This window comes from Bradyrhizobium sp. 613_E4_N2_2 (assembly GCF_052075995.1).
GTDB lineage: Bacteria > Pseudomonadota > Alphaproteobacteria > Rhizobiales > Xanthobacteraceae > Bradyrhizobium > Bradyrhizobium barranii.
The window spans coordinates 5,255,838-5,271,879 of the sequence record NZ_CP197234.1; the positions used below are offsets into that span (position 1 = coordinate 5,255,838).

The window sequence follows — 16,042 nt, forward strand, 5'->3', positions numbered from 1 at the left end:
GGTCAATCCCCTCGCCTTTGCGGCCCGAATGGGGTACCACGCGGCGAATGACTGATACCCCCACCCGCATCTATGTCGACGCCGACGCCTGCCCGGTGAAGGACGAGATCTACCGCGTCGCGCTCCGGCACGGCGTGCCCGTGAGCGTGGTTGCCGGCAACTTCATCCGCGTTCCGCAGGACCCGATGATCGAGCGGATCGCGGCCGGCGCCGGCATGGATGCCGCCGACGACTGGATCGCGGAGCGGGCCAAGCCGGGCGACGTCGTCGTGACATCGGACATTCCGCTGGCGAGCCGTTGCGTGAAAGCGGGCGCCGACGTGATCGCGCCGAACGGCAAGCCGTTCACGGAAGAGTCGATCGGGATGACGCTGGCGGTGCGCAATCTGATGACGGATCTGCGCTCGGCCGGCGAAGTCACCGGCGGGCCGCGCTCGTTCGCGCCGCGCGACCGCTCCGCGTTCCTCTCCGCGCTCGACCAGACGCTGCGCCGGATCCAGCGCCGCCGTGCCGACCAGGCCGCGACGAGCCAGAATTTGAATCAAGGCTAGTCATGGCGCCGCCCCTGATCCAACTCAAAGACATCAAGCTCACCTTTGGCGGCACGCCGCTGCTGAGCGGCGTCGAGCTCAACGTCGCGCCGGGCGAGCGCGTCTGCCTGATCGGCCGCAACGGCTCGGGCAAGTCGACGCTGCTGAAGATCGCAGCCGGCCTCGTCGAGCCCGACGGCGGCACGCGCTTCGTGCAGCCGGGCGCGACCGTTCGCTATCTGCCGCAGGAGCCGGATTTCGGCGACCACAAGACCACGCTCGCCTATGTCGAAGCGGGCCTCGCGCCCGGCGACGACCCGTACCAGGCACGCTACCTCGTGGAGCAGCTCGGGCTTACCGGCAACGAGAACCCGGCCAACGTCTCTGGCGGCGAGGCCCGCCGTGCCGCGCTGGCTCGCGTGCTGGCGCCCTCGCCCGACATATTGCTGCTGGACGAGCCGACCAACCATCTGGACCTCTCCACCATCGAATGGCTGGAAAAGGAGCTCGACAGCCGCCGCGGCGCGCTGGTGATCATCAGCCATGACCGCCGTTTCCTCACCAATCTCTCGCGCTCGACCGCATGGCTCGACCGCGGCAAGATCAAGCAGATCGATCGTGGCTTCGCCTCGTTCGAGAGCTGGCGCGACGAGGTGCTCGCCGAGGAAGAGCGCGACCAGCACAAGCTCGACCGCAAGATCGTCGACGAGGAGCACTGGCTGCGCCACGGCGTCTCCGGCCGCCGCAAGCGCAACGTCAAGCGGCTCGGCAATCTGCATGCACTGCGCGACCAGCGCCGCAACTATCGCGGCACGGCCGGCACCGCCAGTCTCGCTGCGTCCGAAGCGGAGCAATCCGGCAAGCTGGTGATCGAGGCCAAGGGCATCACCAAGGCCTTCGGCGACCGCGTGATCGTCGACAATTTCTCGACCCGTATCCAGCGCGGCGACCGGCTCGGCATCGTCGGACCGAACGGCGCCGGCAAGACCACGCTGGTCAACCTGCTCACCGGCGGCGCGGAGCCTGATTCCGGCATCGTGCGGCTCGGCGCCAATCTTGAGACGGCCACGCTCGACCAGCACCGCGAAAGCCTCGATCCCAAGTCGACGCTGGCCGAGGCGCTAACCGGCGGCCGTGGCGACCAGATCATGGTCGGCGGCAAACCGAAGCACGTCGTCGGCTACATGAAGGACTTCCTGTTCGCCCAGGAGCAGCGCGGCACGCCTGTCGAGGTGCTCTCGGGCGGCGAGCGCGGCCGGCTGATGCTGGCCCGCGCGCTGGCAAAACCCTCGAACCTGCTGGTGCTGGACGAGCCGACCAACGATCTCGACCTCGAGACGCTCGACGTGCTCGAGGACATGCTCGGCGACTACGAGGGCACGGTGATCCTGATCAGCCACGACCGCGACTTCCTCGACCGCGTCGTCACGTCCGTGATCGCCCCCGAAGGCAACGGCAAGTGGACCGAATATGCCGGCGGCTACAGCGACATGCTGGCGCAGCGCGGTGCCGATCTCAAGCGCGAGACGACGAAGGCGCAAGCCCCCGCGGAGAAGAAAGAGGAGCGGCCGGCTGCTCCGTCTGCCACGGCAAAGCGGCGGCTGAGCTTCAACGAGAAGCACGCGCTGGAAACGCTGCCGAAGAAGATCGAGACCCTGCACGCCGACATTGCCAAGCTGCAGCGCTTCCTCGATGATCCCAATCTCTACACCAAAGACCGCAAGAAATTCGACGACACCTCCGCCGCCATCGCCAAGACGCATGACGAATTGTCCGCCGCCGAAGAGCGCTGGCTCGAACTGGAAATGCTCCGCGAAGAGATCGAGCAAGCGTAATTTGTAGGATGGGTAGAGCGCAGCGAAACCCATCGCACAACGGGATTAGGTATTGATGGGTTTCGCTTCGCTCTACCCATCCTACGGGTCCAGAAATAGAGAGATGACATGACCACTCCCCTCGCCGCCAAAATCGCCCGTGAATATGGCACGCCCTGCGCCGTCATCGACATGGACCGGGTCGAGCGCAACATCGCACGGATCCAGAAGGCCTGCGACGATGCGGGTGTCGCCAACCGGCCGCACATCAAGACGCACAAGAACCCGACGATCGCCAAGCTGCAGGTTGCGGCCGGCGCGAAGGGCATCACCTGCCAGAAGCTCGGCGAGGCCGAGATCATGGCCAATGCCGGCATCGACGACATCCTGATCAGCTACAATCTGCTCGGCGAAGAGAAGATGGCGCGCCTCGGCGCGCTGCAGGCGAAGGCGAACATGACAGTCGCTGCCGACAACTCGACGGTCGTCGCCGGCCTGCCCAAGGCAGCAGCGGCCTCGGGGCGTCCGCTCTCGGTCGTGGTCGAATGCGACACGGGGCGCAAGCGCGCGGGCGTCGAGACCCCGGCTGAGGCGATTGCGCTGGCCCGCGAGATCGCCGGGTCCAAGGGGCTCGAATTCGCCGGCTTCATGCTGTACCCGACCGAGACCGGTTGGGCCGACGCGCAGAAATTCTACGACGAGGCGCTGGCCGGCGTGCGCGCGCACGGATTGGACGCCAAGATCGTCTCGACCGGCGGCACGCCGAACCTGAAGAATCTCGGCAAGCTCAAGGGCGGCACCGAGCATCGCTTCGGCACCTACATCTACAATGACCGCATGCAGGTCGCCGCCGGCTCCGCCACCTGGGACGATTGCGCGCTGCACATCTATTCGACCGTCGTCAGCCGCGCCGCGCCCGAGCGCGGCATTCTGGACGCCGGCTCGAAGACGCTGACCACGGACACCGGCGGCCTCGACGGCCACGGCCTGATCCTGGAGCATCCTGAGGCCAAAATCGCGCGCTTCGCGGAAGAACACGGCTTCCTTGACCTCTCACGCAGCAACACGCGCCCCAATATCGGCGACGTCGTGCGGATCGTGCCGAACCACGTCTGCGTCGTCGTCAACATGATGGACGAGGTCGTGATGGTGCGCGGCGAGGAGATCATCGGCACGCTGCCGGTGGCGGCGCGCGGGAAGCTGCGCTAGGCGCGAATTAGAGCTTGCAGCTCCCGATCCAGTCCGTCGCGGAACAGGTTGATCGGGCGAGTCAGTCGCCCGGCCGGCGGGCGATGCACCAGCCATGCGCGCACGGCGGGATTGAACTCCCGCGCAGCGACCGGCTTGAGCTTGTCGCGAAATGCGCTGCGCTTCAGCCCGATCGGCGTGACCAGGCCGACGCCCAGACCGCGTGACACCAGCGACAGCCGCAACTCGCTGTCCAGCGCCTCCACAGCGACGGTGAACGGTAAATGCTCTGCATCGAAGCGACGCTTGAGTGTGTCGCGAAATCCGCAACCGTCCTGGTTGATCACCCACGAGAGCTGCGACAGGCGCTCCAGGTCGACGGTGCGCGGAATCTTCATGTCGCGCGCGACGACGAACACCACCGGCTGCGACCCGAGATCGTCGGCGACGAGATCGGCAGGCGGCGTTGCCCCGTCAGGCAGGCAGATCGCGGCGGCATCCAGCTCGTTGCGGCTGACCCGCTCGACTTGGTTAGGCGACCAGCCCGAGACAACGCGCACGCTCAGTGCCGGAAATTCGGCACGCACCGCGTCGAGCGGCGCGCTGAGTCCGGCCTCGGAGAGAAACGGCGTGAGGCCGAGCCTGAACTCGCCGCGCACAACGCCGTCATTGGCGACGCCTGACTTGAGGTCGTCCAGCATCCGAAGAAGGCGCCGGCCCTGCTCATAGGCCTCACGACCTGCGGCCGTAGGCCTCAACGGTTTCGACAGGCGGTCCAACAACTGCGCGCCCAGCATCTCCTCGAGATTCTGGATGCGCCGGGTTACGCCAGGCTGCGTGAGATTGAGGCGCGTCGAGGCGGCAACGATTGATCCGGTCTCGACCACAGCGACGAAGGCGACAAGGTCATGGGTATTCATAACGAACTCGCATATTCTTTATAGGCTTAATTGAATTGTAGCATATTAGTCACCCCGCTTAAAGGGGACCCCGTACCCAGCCCGCGAGGTCCCATGACCATCTCCGAAACCACCAAGCTCGCATCCCCGAAGCAACTTGCCGAGCGATCCCTGATCTGGCTCGGCGCCATCACCACCGGCGTCGTCGTCACCAATTTGTTCGCGCCGCAGATCCTGGTTGGACTGATCGGCCGGTCGCTGGCCATGACCGCCTGGCAGGCAGGCCTCGTCAGCACGCTAACGCTGCTCGGCTATGCGCTCGGCCTGTTGTTGCTGGTGCCGCTGGTCGATCTCATCGAGAACCGGCGCCTGATCCTGCGCACGCTCGGCTGCGCGATCTTCGCGGCGCTGGCAACGGCGCTGGCGCCGACGCCGTCGCTGCTATTGCTCGCCACATTCATTCTCGGCGCCTCCTGCGCCGCGATCCAGATGATGGTTCCGCTCGTGGCTTCGATGGTGGCGCCCGAGCGTCGCGGCCAGGCCATCGGTGAAGTCATGAGCGGATTGATGATCGGCATCCTGCTGTCGCGGCCGGCAGCGAGCCTGATCGCAGATCTCTGGAGCTGGCGTGCCTATTATCTCGCCTCAGCCATCCTGATGACGTTCCTCGCGGGTGCGCTCGGCCGTTATCTGCCGACGCTGCGACCGGCAGCCCGCGTCGGCTACGGCGAATTGCTCCGTTCGTTCCCAAGGCTGCTGCGGGAAGAACCTGTGCTGCGCGTGCGGGCCTGGACCGCATCGCTGGTCATGGCCTCCTTCACCGCCTTCTGGTCGGCGGTCGCGCTGCGCCTGCCGGAGGCGCCATTCGGCCTCGACTCCAAGGGCATCGCGGCCTTCGCGCTGATCGGCGTCGCAGGCGCCGCGGCGACACCGCTCGCTGGCCGCTGGGGCGATAAGAGCTGGGCGCGCCCGCTGTTTCTTGTGGCGCATCTGCTCATCATCGGCTCGCTCGCGCTCTGCGCCGTGGCCGGTGCGATGGAGTCCCGCATGGCGGCTCTGCTGGCATTGAGCCTCGGCACGATCCTGCTCGACGTCGGCATCACCGCCGACCAGACGCTCGGCCGCCGCGCCATCAATCTGCTGCACCCCGAGGCGCGCGGCCGCATCAACGGCCTGTTCGTTGCGCTGTTCTTCATCGGCGGCGGCGTCGGCTCCGCAGCGGCCTCGCTGGCCTGGAGTTTTGGCGGCTGGACCGCTGTCTGCGTGGTCGCGGCGAGCTTTGGTGTGCTAGGCCTTCTCACCGATCTTCTGACCAGGACCGGCACGTCGTGATCAGGACGACGCGAGCCATCGCAACACGCCCCTTCCGGCCGCCGCCCCCGTCGCAAACGACGCCTGCAACAGATAGCCGCCGGTCGGCGCCTCCCAGTCGAGCATCTCGCCGGCGGCGAAGACGCCGGGCAGCTTGCGCAGCATCAGGCGTTCGTCGAGCTCGTCGAACGTCACTCCGCCCGCCGTCGAGATGGCGCGCTCGATCGGGGAAACGCCGGTGAGCTGAACCGGAATGGCGTTGATCAGCTTCGCAAGCTCCGCCGGCGAGAACGACGCCAGCGGCCGGCCGGATGCGATGGCGGCCTCCTGCATCAGGCCGATGCCCACCGGCGACAGCTGCGCCGCCTTGCGCAGGAAGTTCGCCAGCGATTGCTTGCCGCGCGTGCCCGACAGGCGCGTGGTCAGCGCATCAGCCTCGAGGTCGGGCCGCAACGCGATCGTCAGCGTCGCCTGCCCAAGACCCAGCACCGCCTCGCGCAGCTCGGCCGACAACGCGTAGATGGCGCCACCTTCGATGCCGCTGCGCGTGATCATGGCTTCGCCGCGGACCGTATGCGCCCCGATGGTCAGCGCCACGCCCTTGAGCGGCTGGCCCTCAAAGCGGTCGCGGAACACGTCGGACCATGCGACGGTGAAGCCGGAATTAGCCGACCGCAGCTTCGAGATCGCAACGCCTTTGGACGCAAGGATATCGGCCCAGCCGCCGTCGGAGCCCAGCCGCGGCCAGCTTGCGCCGCCGAGCGCGAGGACTGTGGCCTTGGCCGCGATGGCCTGCACGCCGTCGGCTGTTTGAAACCGAAGCCGTCCTTGGTCGTCCCAGCCGGTCCAGCGATGACGAAACGCGAAACGCACACCGGCGGCGTCGAGGCGTCGCAGCCAGGCGCGCAGCAAGGGCGAGGCCTTGAACGCCTTTGGAAACACGCGCCCGCTGCTGCCGACGAAAGTCGGCTCGCCCAGCGCCGCGCTCCAGGCGCGGAGCCCATCGGGCGAGAACGCCGCGATCGCCGCTTGCAGCATCGGCGCTGCCTCGCGGTAGCGTGCCATGAACTCCGGCAGCGGCTCGCTGTGGGTGAGATTGAGCCCCCCGCGGCCAGCCATCAGGAATTTGCGGCCCGCGGACGGCATGGCATCGTAGACACTGACGCGGGCGCCGCCCTGCGCCAGCACCTCCGCCGCCATCAGCCCGGCGGGACCGGCACCGATGACGGCGACGTCAGTCAGAGCTTGATCCCCGCCCGTGCCGCGGCCTGCGCCACGTATTTCTGCGTCTGCTCGAACGCGCCCTGCAGCGCCTTCGCCTTCGACATGTCGCTGATCTCGGCGAAATGCGCGGCGACCGCATCCGGCGTCCAGTCGGATTCCGGCAGGTTGATGCCTTCGCTCTCCACAATCTCGATCACGGCGAAGGAGCCGGCACCGGCGCCCATGATGGTGCGGGTCGGTGCGTCCTCGCTCAGCATGTATTCGACAGCGGGCGTGATCGCGTTCGGCTTCATCAGTTGCAGCGCCTGTGGCGGCAGCAGCTCTTCCGTCATGCGGGTCGCCGCGGTCGGCGAGATGATGTTGACGCGGATGTCGGTCTTGCGGCCTTCCTCGGCCAGCACGTTCATCAGGCCGACCATGCCGGACTTGGCCGCGCCGTAATTGGCCTGGCCGAAATTGCCGTAGAGGCCGGAGGACGACGTCGTCAGCACGATGCGGCCGTAATTGCGGTCACGCATGCCGGCCCAGGCCGCCTTGCAGCAATAGAAGGTGCCGACGAGATGCACGTCGAGCACCTTCTGGAAATCGGCGGCCTCCATCTTGCCGAACGACTTGTCGCGCAGGATGCCTGCGTTGGCGCACATCAGGTCGACGCTGCCCCACTCCTTGGTGGCGCGCTCGACCATCGCGGTGACCTGCTCGAAATTGGAGACGTCGGCGCCGTCGGCCATCGCGGTGCCGCCGGCTTTACGGATCTCCTCGACGACGGCTTCAGCCGGCGACAGCGAGCCGCCGCTGCCGTCACGCGCGCCGCCGAAATCGTTGACGACGACCTTGGCGCCGCGGCTCGCCAGCCCCAGCGCATGCGCGCGTCCGAGGCCATTACCCGCGCCGGTGACGATGGCGACACGTCCGTCGAACCTGATTGCCATGTGTGTGCTTCCTTTCTTCCTTCTCCCCTTGTGGGAGAAGGTGGCATAGGCGGCCTACGGCCGCCGTCCTAAAAAGACGCCGACGCGTAGCGTCGGCTACGGCGCCGGATGAGGGGTCTCTCTCAACGGATGCGCTCGTGGAGAGATACCCCTCACCCGGCTTCGCGTTCCGCGAAGCCACCCTCTCCCACAGGGGGAGAGGGCAAGAGCGCTCCGCACGAGATTTGGTCAGCTTTTGAGCAGCGATGGGTTGCCGGGTCAAGCCCGGCAACGACGCATCGGGTCAGGCGAAATAGATCAACCCCAGCCAGTCGGCGACCAGCGCCGGCTTGTCCTCGCCCTCGATCTCCACCGTGACGTTGGTGCGGGAATGCAACTCGTTGGGCTTGCGCAGCTTGGCTTCGGCCAACACGAAACGGCCGCGGACGCGCTTGCCCGAGCGCACCGGCGAGATGAAGCGCAGCTTGTCAAAGCCGTAGTTCACGCCCATCGTGGTGCCGGCGATGACCGGCATCACCTCGTAGGACATGATCGATAGCAGCGACATCGTCAGGAAGCCGTGGGCGATGGTGGTGCCGAAGGCGGTCTCTTTCTTCGCACGCTCCGGATCGACATGGATGAACTGGTGATCCTCGATCACGTCGGCATAGGTGTCGATGCGGGGCTGATCGACCAGATGCCACGACGACACGCCGATCTCCTTGCCGACCATGGCCTGATAGGCTTCGAGGGAAATAGGCGGCTTCTTCCAGACTTCGTTCACTTAGGTCTCACTCCGTGTTTTCGGCAGCTCCGGAAAATCCTCTTCCCGGAATTCGCGACCGCGCAGGGGATCGTTGCGGTCGTCATCGCGCTCCAGCCGTCTGAGCTGCACGCGGCGGATCTTGCCCGAGATCGTCTTCGGCAGCTCGGTGACGATTTCAAGGCGGCGGATGCGCTTGAACGGTGCAAGGCGCGTGTGCAGATGCCTGAAGATGGACAGCGCTGTCTCGGGCGAGCGCTCCGCACCTGATGTCAGCAGCACAAAGGCCTTGGGGATCGCGAGCCGGATCGGGTCCGGGCTCGGCACCACCGCGGCTTCTGCGACGAGCTCATGCTCGAGCAGCACGCTCTCCAGCTCGAACGGGCTGATGCGATAATCGGAGGATTTGAACACGTCGTCGGAACGGCCAACGAAGGTGAGATAGCCATCCTCGTCCGCGAACACGACGTCACCGCTGCGGTAGAGCGCGCCTTCCGCGCCCGAGAGCTTGCCGTCGTCGCCCTGATAGCCCTGCATCAGGCCGGCCGGACGGTCAGCACCCAGCACCAGGGCCACCTCGCCTTCCTTCGCCGGATGGCCGTCGGCGTCGCTGACCTGCACGCGATAGCCCGGCAGCGGCCGGCCCATCGAGCCGACCTTGATCTTTTGGCCCGGCGAGTTGCCGGCCAGCGCGGTGGTCTCGGTCTGGCCGTAGCCGTCGCGGATGGTGAGGCCCCAGGCGGCCTGCACCTGGTCGATCACTTCCGGATTGAGCGGCTCGCCGGCGCCGCAGACCTCGCGCAAGCTCACCTTGAACGCCGCAAGGTTCTCCTGGATGAACAGCCGCCACACCGTCGGCGGCGCGCACAGCGTGGTGACGCCGCAGCGGCCGATGGTGGCAAGCAGACCCTTGGCATCGAAGCGCGGCTGGTTGACCACGAACACGGTCGCGCCGGCATTCCACGGCGCGAAGAAGCAGCTCCAGGCGTGCTTGGCCCAGCCGGGCGATGAGATGTTGAGGTGGACGTCGCCCGGCTTCAGCCCGATCCAGTACATGGTCGAGAGATGGCCGACGGGATAACTGCGCTGGCTGTGCAGCACCAGCTTTGGTTTCGCCGTGGTGCCCGAGGTGAAATAGAGCAGCATCGGGTCGTCGGCATTGGTCGGACCGTCAGCCGTAAAGCTCTCCGAAGCCTTCGCTGCCTCGTCATAGGCAAGCCAGCCATCGGAGGCCGCACCGACAACGATGCGGACAACATTCTCGGCACCAAGGCTTGCGAATTTCGCGACCTGGTCTTGCGCTGCCACCACCGCCTTCGCCTTGCCGCGATCGAGCCGGTCGCGCAGCTCGTCCGCGGTGAGCAGCGTGGTGGCGGGAATCACGACGACGCCGAGCTTCATCGCCGCCAGCATCGTCTCCCACAACGGCACCACATTGCCGAGCAGCAGCAGCAGGTGGTCGCCGCGCTTCAGACCCTGCGCGCGCAGGAAGTTGGCGACCTGGTTGGAGCGCTGCGAGAGCGCCGCGAAAGACAGCTTGGTTTGCTTGTCCTGTGCGGCATCGACGATCCAGAGCGCGGGCCGGTCCTTGGTGTCCGCATCCTTCGCGAGCTCGTCGAACCAGTCGAGCGCCCAATTGAAGGGAACCGGATCGGGCCAGCGGAAGTCTTTGACCGCTGTCTCGTAATCCGTGCGGTGCTTTAGCAGAAACGCGCGCGCGTCCTGAAATGTCGTCATTAGGCTTTCCCGGCTAGCCCCCTAACGTGCTTGATAATTCCGGAAAAATCCACCCCGCCCTGCCCGGCGGCATCGAAGGACTGATAGATCTCCTGCGCATGCTTGCCGAGCGGCGTGGCCGCGCCCGCGGCCTTGGCAGCGTCCTGCGCCAGCGTCAGATCCTTCACCATCAGCGCCGAGGCAAAGCCCGGCTTGTAATCGTTGTTGGCGGGCGAGGTCGGCACCGGGCCCGGCACCGGGCAATAGGTCGTCAGCGACCAGCACTGGCCCGACGAGGTCGAAGCGACGTCGAACAGCGCCTGATGCGAGAGCCCGAGCTTCTCACCGAGTGCAAAGGCCTCGCTCACCGCGATCATGGAAATGCCGAGGATCATGTTGTTGCAGATCTTTGCCGCCTGCCCGGCGCCGGCGCCGCCGCAATGCACGATCTTCTTGCCCATCTTCTCCAGCACGGGCTTTGCCGTCGCGAACGCGCTCTCCTCGCCGCCGCACATGAAGGTGAGCGTCGCGCCCTTGGCCCCCCCCGTGCCGCCGGACACCGGCGCGTCGACCGATAGCACGCCGTGCTTGGCCGCCAGCGCATGCGCCTGACGCGCGCTCTCGACGTCGATGGTGGAACTGTCGATGATCAGCGCGCCCTTGGCCATGGCCGGAACAACCTCGCTCCAGACGCCGAGCACGTGCTTGCCGGCCGGCAGCATAGTGACGACGACATCGGCGCCCTTCACCGCACCAGTAGCGCTATCGGCGATGCCGGCGCCATCGGCCTTGGCCTGGTTGCGGGAGGCTTCGACGAGATCGAACGCCGTCACCTTGTGGCCGGCCTTGACCAGATTGGCCGCCATCGGGCCGCCCATGTTGCCGAGACCGATGAATGCGATCGTGGCCATATCGATATCCTCCGCTAGACGTTTCGTTGATTAGTTGAACTTCAGTTCGTCGGCGCCGATCTCGGCGAAATACGGCGCAATCATCGCCGGCGTCACGTCCTCGATGCACGGCGGCGACCAGGTCGGATTGCGGTCCTTGTCGATCACGGCCGCGCGCACGCCTTCGCGGAAATCGTCACTGCGGAAGACCTCCAGCGCGGCGCGATACTCGCGCACCAGGCACTCTTCCAGGCTCGATGCGGTGCGCGCGAGCCGCAGCAGCTTCAACGTCACCACCATGCCGCGCGGCGATTTCTCGTTGAGCGTCTTCAGCGTCGACTGCGCGAACTCGGAGCCGTCGCGCTTGAGCGCAGCGACGATGTCCTCCATGCGGTCGAAGCCGAACAACGCGTCGATAACAGGCTCTTTCGCGGCGACCGGCCCCGCGGTCTCACCGGTCGCAAAGCCGTTGATGAGCTTGCTGACATCGGCTGCGGTCGCCCCAGAAGGAGTCCTTGTCAGAGCCTCGCGCAGTTCCGGCAATTTCACCGCCGGCACGACAGCATCGGCGAACTTCGCATGGATTGCATCGGGCCCGTTCATGGTCTGACCGGTCAGGCCGAAATACGTGCCGATCTCGCCCGGCGAGCGCGACAACAGAAAGGTGCCGCCGACATCGGGGAAGAAGCCGAGCCCGACCTCGGGCATCGCGAGCCTGGTGCGGTCGGTGACGACGCGGTGGCTGGCATGGGCGGAGAGCCCGACGCCGCCGCCCATCACGATGCCGTCCATGAACGCGACATACGGTTTCGGAAACTTCTTGATCCGGGCGTTGAGGATGTACTCCTCGCGCCACAGGATCTTGCCGAGGTCACCGTTGACCTTCGAGCTTTCCCAGAGCGTGCGGATGTCGCCGCCGGCGCACAGGCCGCGCTCGCCGGCCCCCTCCAGCAGGATCACGGCGACGGCGGAATCGGCCTCGAAGCGGTCGAGCGCCTTTTCGATGTCGCGAAACATCTCCAGCGTCACGGCGTTGATGGCCTTGGGGCGATTGAGCCGGATCACGCCAGCTGCGCCCTCGACCCGGGCGACCAGATCACCCTCCTCCACTGAACTCATCGCGCGCCCTCGATCAATTTGCGCGCCACGATGAGCCGCATGATTTCATTGGTGCCTTCGAGGATCTGGTGCACGCGCAGATCGCGCACGATCTTCTCGATGCCGTATTCGCTGAGATAGCCGTAGCCGCCATGGAGTTGGAGCGCCTGGTTGGCGACCTCGAAGCCAACATCGGTGCCGAAGCGCTTTGCCATGGCGCACAGCATGGTGGCATCGGGGTCCTTGCGGTCGAGCGCCGCCGCTGCGCGCCACAGGAAGGTGCGCGCGGCCTCGAGCTCGATCGCCATGTCGGCGAGCCGGAATTGCAATGCCTGGAATTCGTCGAGACGTTTTCCGAAAGCCTTGCGCTCCTTCATGTAGGTGCGCGCCTTGTCGAGCGCGGTCTGCGCGCCGCCGAGCGAGCATGCGGTGATGTTGAGGCGGCCGCCATCGAGGCCGGCCATCGCGATCTTGAAGCCGATGCCCTCCTCGCCCAGCCGGTTGGCAACCGGCACGCGGGCGTTCTCGAACATCACGGCGCGGGTCGGCTGCGCATTCCAGCCCATCTTGCGCTCATTGGCGCCGTAGGAGACGCCGGGCGTGTTGCCGTCGATCACGAGGGTCGAGACGCCGCCGGCGCCGTCACCGCCAGTTCGGACCATGGCGACCAGGAGATCCGTGCCGCCGGCGCCGGAGATGAACTGCTTCTGGCCGTTGAGGACGTAATGGTCGCCGTCGCGCACGGCACGGGTGCGCAGCGCTGCCGCATCGGAGCCGGCGCCCGGCTCGGTCAGGCAGTAGCTCGCGATCAGCTCCATCGAGCAGAGTTTCGGCAACCATTTGTGGCGCTGGGTGTCGCTGCCGAAGGCATCGATCATCCAGGACGCCATGTTGTGGATGGAGATGAAGGCCGATGTGGTCGGACAGCCCGTCGCCAGCGCCTCGAAGATCAGCGCCGCGTCGAACCGCGTCATGGCGGAACCACCGACATCCTCGCGGATGTAGATGCCGCCCATGCCGAGCGCGGCAGCCTCGCGCATCACGTCGACGGGGAAATGCTTTTCCTCGTCCCAGCGCAGCGCGTGCGGCGCGATCTTCTCGGCCGCAAACGCCAACGCCATGTCGCGAACCGCGACCTGATCCTCGTTCAGAGCGAACTGCATCCCCGGCCTCGCTCTTGAGAGGGTTACTTCATCAGCGGGATCGAGAACTCCGCACCTTCCTTGACGCCGGACGGCCAGCGCGAGGTCACCGTCTTGGTCTTGGTGTAGAAGCGCACCGAGTCCGGGCCGTGCTGGTTGAGATCGCCGAAGCCCGACTTCTTCCAGCCGCCGAAAGTGTAATAGGCGATCGGCACCGGGATCGGCACGTTGACGCCGACCATGCCGACATTGACCTTGGCCGCGAAGTCGCGCGCGGCGTCGCCGTCGCGGGTGAAGATGGCGACGCCGTTGCCGTAGTCATGATCCGACGGCAACGCCAGCGCTTCCTTGTAGTCGTGCGCGCGCACGACCGAGAGCACCGGGCCAAAGATCTCTTCCTTGTAGATCCGCATATCCTTGGTGACGTTGTCGAACAGCGAACCGCCGAGATAGAACCCCTTCTCGTAGCCCTGCATCTTGAAGCCGCGGCCGTCGACGGCGAGCGTCGCGCCTTCCTTGATGCCAATGTCGATGTAGCTCTTGACCTTCTCGACCGCCTCGCGCGTGACCAGCGGACCGTAGTCGGCGGACGGATCGATTGAGGTGCCGATCTTGAGCGACTCGACGCGCGGGATCAGCTTTTCCATCAGCCGGTCGGCGGTGGACTTGCCGACGGGAACGGCGACGGAGACGGCCATGCAGCGCTCGCCGGCCGAGCCGTAGCCCGCACCGATCAGCGCGTCGACCGCCTGGTCCATGTCCGCGTCGGGCATGATGATGGCGTGGTTCTTGGCGCCGCCAAAACACTGGCAGCGCTTGCCGGTCTGGGCTGCGCGCTCGTAGATGTATTGCGCGATCGGCGTGGAGCCGACGAAGCCGATGGCCTTGATATCGGGATCGTCCAGGATGGCGTCGACCGCTTCCTTGTCGCCGTTGACGACGTTGAGGATGCCAGCCGGCAGGCCCGCCTCGATCATCAGCTCAGCGAGCATCATCGGCACGCCGGGGTCGCGCTCGGACGGCTTCAGGATGAAGGCGTTGCCGCAGGCGATGGCGGGGGCAAACTTCCACATCGGGATCATCGCCGGGAAGTTGAACGGCGTAATGCCCGCAACGACGCCGAGCGGCTGGCGCATGGAATAGATGTCGATGCCGGGGCCGGCGCCTTCGGTGTATTCGCCCTTCATCAGATGCGGGATGCCGCAGGCGAACTCCGCGACTTCGAGGCCGCGCTGAATGTCGCCCTTGGCGTCCGGCACGGTCTTGCCATGCTCGCGCGCGAGCAGCTCGGCGAGCTTGTCGTAGTCGCGCTGCACCAGCTCCACGAACTTCATCATGACGCGGGCGCGGCGCTGCGGGTTGGTCGCGGCCCATTCCGGCTGGGCGGCACGGGCGTTCTCCACGGCAGCGCGGACCTCGGCCTTGGACGCCAGCGCCACCTTGGCCTGGACGTCACCGGTCATCGGCTCGAAAACGTCTGCCGTCCGGCCTGAGGTGCCCTTGACCTCCTTGCCACCGATGAAATGTCCGATTGAACGCATGGAATGATCTCCTGAGGTCGAGCGTGAACGCTTTGACAAATCCTATCGACCTGCATTTTATAGGATTCAAGTCTGAGATAATGCACCATAGATGTGCGAAAATGCTGGATCAAGGTAGCATCGACTGGGACGACTTCCGCTTCGTGCTGGCCATCGTGCGGGGCGGCTCGGTTTCGGCTGCGGCTAAACAGCTCGGGGTCGACCACGCCACCGTGATCCGCCGCGTCGACCGGCTGGAGAGACACCTCTCGGCCAAGCTGTTTGACCGACGCAAGACCGGCTATCTCCTCACCGAGGCCGGCCAGCGCGTCGCCGACAGCGCGGAAGCCATGGAATCGACCATCGTCGCCAACCAGGAGCAGGTCGGCGGCTCGGTGGCGCGGCTGACCGGAACGGTGCGGATCGGCGCGCCCGACGGGTTCGGCACCGCCTTCCTGGCGCCGCGGCTGGCGCCCTTCGCGGATCGTTATCCCGACCTCGATCTGCAACTTGTGGCCACCGCGCGGCTGTTCAGTCTCTCCAAGCGCGAGGCCGATATCGCGATCAGCCTGACCATGCCGAAGGAAGGCCGCATCGTCGGCCGCAAGCTCCTGGACTACCGCCTCGGGCTTTATGCGGCGCCGGCCTATCTCGACCGTTTCCCGAAGATCACCTCGCGGCAGGATCTGCCGCAGCATCGCTTCGTCGGCTATATCGAGGAGCTGCTGTTCACGCCCGAGCTCGACTACCTCCCGCAGGTATCGCCACGGATTTCGGCGCGCTTCCGCAGTGCCAATCTGATCGCGCAGCTCAATTCCACGCTCGCGGGCTTCGGCATCGCCGTGCTGCCACACTTCATGGCGAGCGACTACCCGCAGCTGGTGGCGGTGCTGCCGGAGGAGATATCGATCACGCGGACGTTCTGGATGCTGATGCACGCGGACAGCAAGGACCTCGCGCGGATCCGCGCGGTGGCCGATTACATCGGCGAGATCGTGGAGCGCGAGCGGGCGTTGTTTGCGGGAAGGTAACGACG

General features: G+C 66.1%; 14 protein-coding genes. 5 read left to right on the forward strand and 9 right to left on the reverse strand.

Annotated features, from left to right (window positions below):
• The first annotated feature begins 47 nt into the window (after nt 1–47).
• From AB7290_RS25510 to AB7290_RS25520, 3 genes are all read left to right on the forward strand, one after another.
• Nucleotides 48–551: a YaiI/YqxD family protein gene (locus AB7290_RS25510; RefSeq protein ID WP_063983805.1), complete on the forward strand. Its 504-nt coding sequence runs from the start codon at nt 48–50 to the stop codon at nt 549–551.
• A 2-nt stretch (nt 552–553) separates the two neighbouring features.
• Nucleotides 554–2,365 carry an ABC-F family ATP-binding cassette domain-containing protein gene (locus AB7290_RS25515; protein ID WP_085402217.1) on the forward strand — a complete coding sequence of 604 codons (1,812 nt, stop codon included), beginning with the start codon at nt 554–556 and terminating at the stop codon, nt 2,363–2,365.
• A gap of 108 nt (nt 2,366–2,473) precedes the next feature.
• Nucleotides 2,474–3,553: a D-TA family PLP-dependent enzyme gene (locus tag AB7290_RS25520; RefSeq protein ID WP_354080443.1), complete on the forward strand. Its 1,080-nt coding sequence runs from the start codon at nt 2,474–2,476 to the stop codon at nt 3,551–3,553.
• Here the strand turns inward: AB7290_RS25520 and AB7290_RS25525 are convergent.
• Nucleotides 3,550–4,452, reverse strand: a complete 903-nt coding sequence (locus AB7290_RS25525) for a LysR family transcriptional regulator (RefSeq protein WP_085402215.1) — start codon at nt 4,450–4,452, stop codon at nt 3,550–3,552. The two genes, AB7290_RS25520 and AB7290_RS25525, sit on opposite strands and share 4 nt — an antisense overlap.
• 93 nt (nt 4,453–4,545) lie before the next feature.
• On the opposite strand from AB7290_RS25525, the gene AB7290_RS25530 reads away from it, so the two are divergent.
• Nucleotides 4,546–5,763 carry an MFS transporter gene (locus tag AB7290_RS25530; protein ID WP_085402214.1) on the forward strand — a complete coding sequence of 406 codons (1,218 nt, stop codon included), beginning with the start codon at nt 4,546–4,548 and terminating at the stop codon, nt 5,761–5,763.
• On the opposite strand, the gene AB7290_RS25535 is transcribed toward AB7290_RS25530, so the two are convergent.
• The 8 genes from AB7290_RS25535 to AB7290_RS25570 form a co-directional block, all read right to left on the reverse strand.
• Nucleotides 5,764–6,984 (reverse strand): NAD(P)/FAD-dependent oxidoreductase, encoded by a 1,221-nt coding sequence (locus tag AB7290_RS25535; RefSeq protein WP_085402213.1) that lies wholly within the window; start codon nt 6,982–6,984, stop codon nt 5,764–5,766.
• Nucleotides 6,981–7,898: an SDR family NAD(P)-dependent oxidoreductase gene (locus tag AB7290_RS25540; protein WP_085402212.1), complete on the reverse strand. Its 918-nt coding sequence runs from the start codon at nt 7,896–7,898 to the stop codon at nt 6,981–6,983. The genes AB7290_RS25535 and AB7290_RS25540 overlap by 4 nt, the downstream gene beginning before the upstream one ends.
• A 283-nt stretch (nt 7,899–8,181) precedes the next feature.
• Complete coding sequence (locus AB7290_RS25545; RefSeq protein WP_085402211.1) at nt 8,182–8,661, reverse strand: MaoC family dehydratase; 480 nt, start codon at nt 8,659–8,661, stop codon at nt 8,182–8,184.
• A complete protein-coding gene (locus AB7290_RS25550) occupies nt 8,662–10,377 on the reverse strand; it encodes an AMP-binding protein (protein ID WP_085402210.1) in 1,716 nt (571 codons plus the stop codon).
• Nucleotides 10,377–11,273 (reverse strand): 3-hydroxyisobutyrate dehydrogenase, encoded by an 897-nt coding sequence (gene mmsB, locus AB7290_RS25555; protein ID WP_283808576.1) that lies wholly within the window; start codon nt 11,271–11,273, stop codon nt 10,377–10,379. The genes AB7290_RS25550 and mmsB overlap by 1 nt, the downstream gene beginning before the upstream one ends.
• A 24-nt stretch (nt 11,274–11,297) precedes the next feature.
• Entirely contained in the window at nt 11,298–12,365 is a 1,068-nt protein-coding gene (locus AB7290_RS25560; protein ID WP_085402208.1) for an enoyl-CoA hydratase/isomerase family protein, read from the reverse strand.
• Nucleotides 12,362–13,507 carry an isobutyryl-CoA dehydrogenase gene (locus AB7290_RS25565; RefSeq protein WP_085402207.1) on the reverse strand — a complete coding sequence of 382 codons (1,146 nt, stop codon included), beginning with the start codon at nt 13,505–13,507 and terminating at the stop codon, nt 12,362–12,364. The genes AB7290_RS25560 and AB7290_RS25565 overlap by 4 nt, the downstream gene beginning before the upstream one ends.
• A 23-nt stretch (nt 13,508–13,530) precedes the next feature.
• Entirely contained in the window at nt 13,531–15,027 is a 1,497-nt protein-coding gene (locus AB7290_RS25570; RefSeq protein ID WP_063983817.1) for a CoA-acylating methylmalonate-semialdehyde dehydrogenase, read from the reverse strand.
• Between the two features lie 101 nt (nt 15,028–15,128).
• On the opposite strand from AB7290_RS25570, the gene AB7290_RS25575 reads away from it, so the two are divergent.
• Nucleotides 15,129–16,037, forward strand: a complete 909-nt coding sequence (locus tag AB7290_RS25575) for a LysR family transcriptional regulator (RefSeq protein WP_028157678.1) — start codon at nt 15,129–15,131, stop codon at nt 16,035–16,037.
• Nucleotides 16,038–16,042 lie beyond the last annotated feature (5 nt).